The organism is Cryobacterium sp. RTC2.1, assembly GCF_035018685.1.
Classification (GTDB): Bacteria; Actinomycetota; Actinomycetes; order Actinomycetales; family Microbacteriaceae; genus Cryobacterium; species Cryobacterium glucosi.
Window position 1 is genome coordinate 1 of sequence record NZ_JASJXJ010000231.1, and the last position, 3,895, is coordinate 3,895.

General features: G+C 60.1%; 3 protein-coding genes. 2 read left to right on the plus strand and 1 reads right to left on the minus strand.

All coding sequences use genetic code 11. From position 1 onward, the window contains the following. Positions 1–653 precede the first annotated feature (653 nt). Complete coding sequence (locus QN357_RS18175) at positions 654–1,418, plus strand: hypothetical protein (RefSeq protein ID WP_323505315.1); 765 nt, start codon at positions 654–656, stop codon at positions 1,416–1,418. 213 nt (positions 1,419–1,631) lie between these two features. Next, complete coding sequence (locus QN357_RS18180) at positions 1,632–2,582, plus strand: alpha/beta hydrolase (protein WP_323505316.1); 951 nt, start codon at positions 1,632–1,634, stop codon at positions 2,580–2,582. A gap of 469 nt (positions 2,583–3,051) precedes the next feature. Here QN357_RS18180 and QN357_RS18185 read toward each other — a convergent pair whose 3' ends face one another. Next, positions 3,052–3,711 (minus strand): hypothetical protein, encoded by a 660-nt coding sequence (locus tag QN357_RS18185; protein WP_323505317.1) that lies wholly within the window; start codon positions 3,709–3,711, stop codon positions 3,052–3,054. Positions 3,712–3,895 lie beyond the last annotated feature (184 nt).

Sequence of the window (3,895 nt, forward strand, 5' to 3'; positions counted from 1 at the left end):
TCGCAATGCTCAGCCTCGGCGGGCACAAACCCGTGCTTCCCGGCCGGGACTAACCCACGGAAGAGTCAGGAGAGCCCCTTTTAGGGTACGCACATAGGTACACACATATACCTGGAGAGAAACGGCGGGTACCAACGGTCCAAGTAACCGGAAACGCCGATAAGGCCCGGTTCGGCGTGAAAGAGTGTGCCCCTGGAGGGATTCGAACCCCCAACCGTTTCCTTAGGACACAATCGAAAGCGACATTACTTGAGGCACAAAAATGCTTTTGATCGGGATATAAGAATCCCGAAATCTCCTAGGTACACACAGAAGTACACACATAGCCGTTGCGCGACCAAAACCTCCGGTTGAAACAGGGTCCTATCGCTTGAAGCGGGGACAAGCCGGAAATCATTCCAATGACGACGACACACCTCTGGCCAGTGCCATGCCGGCGTGGCTGTCGCGAGACCGGTTTTGGACCTATTTGGTGGCAGTCTCGAGGTTGGCCATGACCTGTTCCGCTACGTGTGCGACGAGGGTGGTGTCGATCTTCCCGAGCCCGATCTGGCTGACCCGATGTGCCGGCCTTACCGAACCCGAACATTGATCTCACACTTCTCGAACAGGACGCGGGCAGTGTGGACCACGTCGGATTCTCTTCGACATCCGTGACCGAATTGGGAGTCCTTTCCGTGAATCGAACTATTACGCGATCCAGCATCCTTGGTGTCGTTGCCATCACCGCATTCGCTGCCCTTGGCAGCGCACCTGCATTTGCTGACGCGACACCCGCACCGGCGCCCACCTCCACGGCCGGTCCCACGAAAACGCCACGCACGCTCACCAACGTGCAGGAATCAGCCGCGACCGCGACCTCGAAACGAATCACCTCCTTGAACACCGCGATCACAAAAGTCACCGCCAACGCCGTCCTCACCACCTCCGACAAGACTGCTCTCCTAGAGAACCTCAATAACGACCTCGCCGGCATGAACACCCTTGCGACGAAAATCGCTGCTGACACCGACCTGGCACAGGCCAAAATCGACTACGCCACGATCTTCACTACCTACCGTGTCTACTCGGTCTCGCTTCCCCAAGCCGCGTATACGGCATTTGCAGACACTGTCACCTCGAAGACGGCAGCGAAGCTCACCGCCGAACAGACCCGGCTCTCGGGCCTGCTATCAGGAAAGGACTCCTCTAAGTCCACCGCGGCGTTGCAGGCCAGCCTGACAGACATGACTGCCCAGATCGGTAACGCCGGCAGCGCTGTGGCCGGACTGGCCGCCGGTTCACTCGCCGCCACACCCGAACAGTACGATGGTAACCACGACGTGATGAAACCCTTCAAGGCATCTGCGACCACCGCGCGCGCAGCACTCAAACAGGCACGGACCGACGCCAAGACCATCCGCTCCGCACTCAAATAGCACCGGCCCGGCAGCGCGCCGGCCACTTCTCTGCCGTCGCGCTGCCGGTTCACAATAACTTGCCCTTCCGCGTTCTACGGATGCAGTGCCCGCATCGGAAGCCCTGCATTCTCGTTCGGCCCCGACTCGATCGCCCTCCGACTGGAATCGACCAGCGGTCGATGCCTGGGCGTTCCATAGTCAACTGATAGAACCGAGACACAACCTGTGAGAATGAATTCAGGACGCAGCAAGACCCTCATCGCGGGTGTCACTCTCCTCGTCCTGGGAGCCGCAGGCGGGTTCCTTGTCGTCCACCCGGCTTCCGCTGCCAGTCAGACCTCTCAGTCCCCATCGGACGCGCCCACGCCGGCGTCGGCCCTCGCCATCACGGGCACTATTGAGACGGTGCATATTCCGGCGACCGCATCCAATTTCACCGCCAGGGATGCCGAGGTATACCTTCCTCCGGCCGCCTTGGCCACCGACGTTCCGGCACTCCCCTTCGTGCTCATGATGATGGGCCAACCCGGGAACCCGGACGCGTCCTACATCGGTTCAGTCCTCGACACGTTCGCCCTCACCCATGACGGTCAGGCCCCCATTGTCGTGGTTGCGGACCAACTCGGCGATCCGAGTGTCGATTCACTCTGCCTGGACACTCCGGCGCACGGGAATGTGCAGACCTACATTGAGCAGGATGTCGTCAACTGGGCGCGCGCGAACGTGCACATTGAAACTGATCGCGTCGATTGGACAATTGCGGGGTTCTCAAACGGTGGCCAATGCGCCATTTCCCTTGCTACCAAGTTTCCGGACGTCTGGGGAAACGTGATCAGCGCGTCCGGGACGACCTTCGCAGGCACGGAATCTGAGCCCACGGTTCTCGCCGACGTCTTCGGCGGAGACCAAGCCGCCTACGACGCGACAAAACCAGCGACCGTGATGTCGTCCACGCACTACCCCGATACCGAGGCCGTGTTCACCGTGGGGGCGGATGACTCCGTGATCGGTCCACCCCAGAAGGCGTTGAGTGCCGCGGCCTTGGATGCCGGCATGGTGACCAGCTACTACGAAGTTCCCGGCGAAGGCCACAGCGTCGGAGCGCTCCTCGGAGGACTCACGAAGGCGTTCGATGTTCTCGCCCCACGCCTCGGATTTCAGGAACCATCACGGCAGCCATAGTCCCCGCACGCCGCTATCCGGCCAGCCCTGATCAGTGGACACCTGAGAGGAGGCGGATCCCATCACTCCGACCCGACGTAGCATCTCCGGCTCTGAGGGCACCTACCTATTGGGTCTTCCGACCGCTTCGTCGAGAGTTCAAATTTCGCAAGCGTTGGTACCCTATTGGGGTTGGCACTGAGCACTAGTCCCAAATCCTCGGGTGTGCGACGCGACAGAACCTTCTCGGATCATGCCGCTGGCATCACTGGTTCTCACCAAGCCCCGTCCGCGGACAAAGGCACTACTTCAAACGCTCCAAACTTCAACCGCTAGATCGTCCCCAGGCCTTGAAACAGTGGATGGGGCACTCCGGTATCGCGATTCTGCGTTTGCGAGTGCCGTCAGAAACTCCTGGATGGTCTCCGGGACCCGTTCGATTTTGCGGTGCGTGTCCGGCCCTATTTGCTCGACTTAGTGGCTTCCTGGGTCAGTTGAGGATGTTCACCGCGCGGGAAATGACCAGGGCGAGCAGAATGAAGCCGGTCAGTGCCTGGTACGCCATCAGCATTTTTGCTCGGTGCGTGAGTGGCATAACGTCCGTGGGGCTGAACGCCATCATGTTTGTCAACGAGATGTACGCGTAGTCCAAGTAGCTTGGCCGCCAGTCCTCGCCTCCTGGCGCCCCGTCATGTTGTGGGAAACGGAAGTCCACAGTCGCCGTCGCCCACTGGGCTGCGTCGCGACGCGCAACTGGACCTGACCGGTCCAGCTCCCAGTACACCAACGAGAATGCAATCACGTTCGTAACCCAGACCTGCAGCGCAGTGAGGAGGACATCCGGACCGTTCACTCCCCCATAGAGAAGCTGTTGGACTGTGAAGACAACGGTGACTTGATTGGCCAGGGTCAGCAATGACGCGAGCCCAATGGATAGCCACCGGGACCATGTGGTCTCTCGCGATAGTCGGCGTGGGTTGAGGATCGTCAGCGGGATCAGCAGAAGCAAACCCAACAATGGGACGACCCACCGTGGCAGAATCTGCACCTTCTCGGGGATGAGCAGATACAGAACCAGGCTCAGGATGATTGCGGCCAGGACCGGCCAGCGGTGCTCGTGCCTCACAATAGGCGTCGACGTTTCAGTCACAGTCGAGAGTGTAAGCGATGCCCAATCAGGTCGACGTCGTCACCGGTGAAACGACTCTTCGAAGCGCCGACGCCCCGTTTGCTGTACTGGCGCAGGTTTCCGTGCGACTAGGAGCGTGAGTCAGTAACGCCTATTCGGCTTTGATGCCAATGAATGCCTCCGATGTCGTCGGGTTGGGTTGGGG

Coding starts and splice junctions, on each gene's coding strand:
- QN357_RS18180 (WP_323505316.1), top strand. CDS start 1,632: ATGAATTCAGGACGCAGCAAGACCCTCATCGCGGGTGTCACTCTCCTC.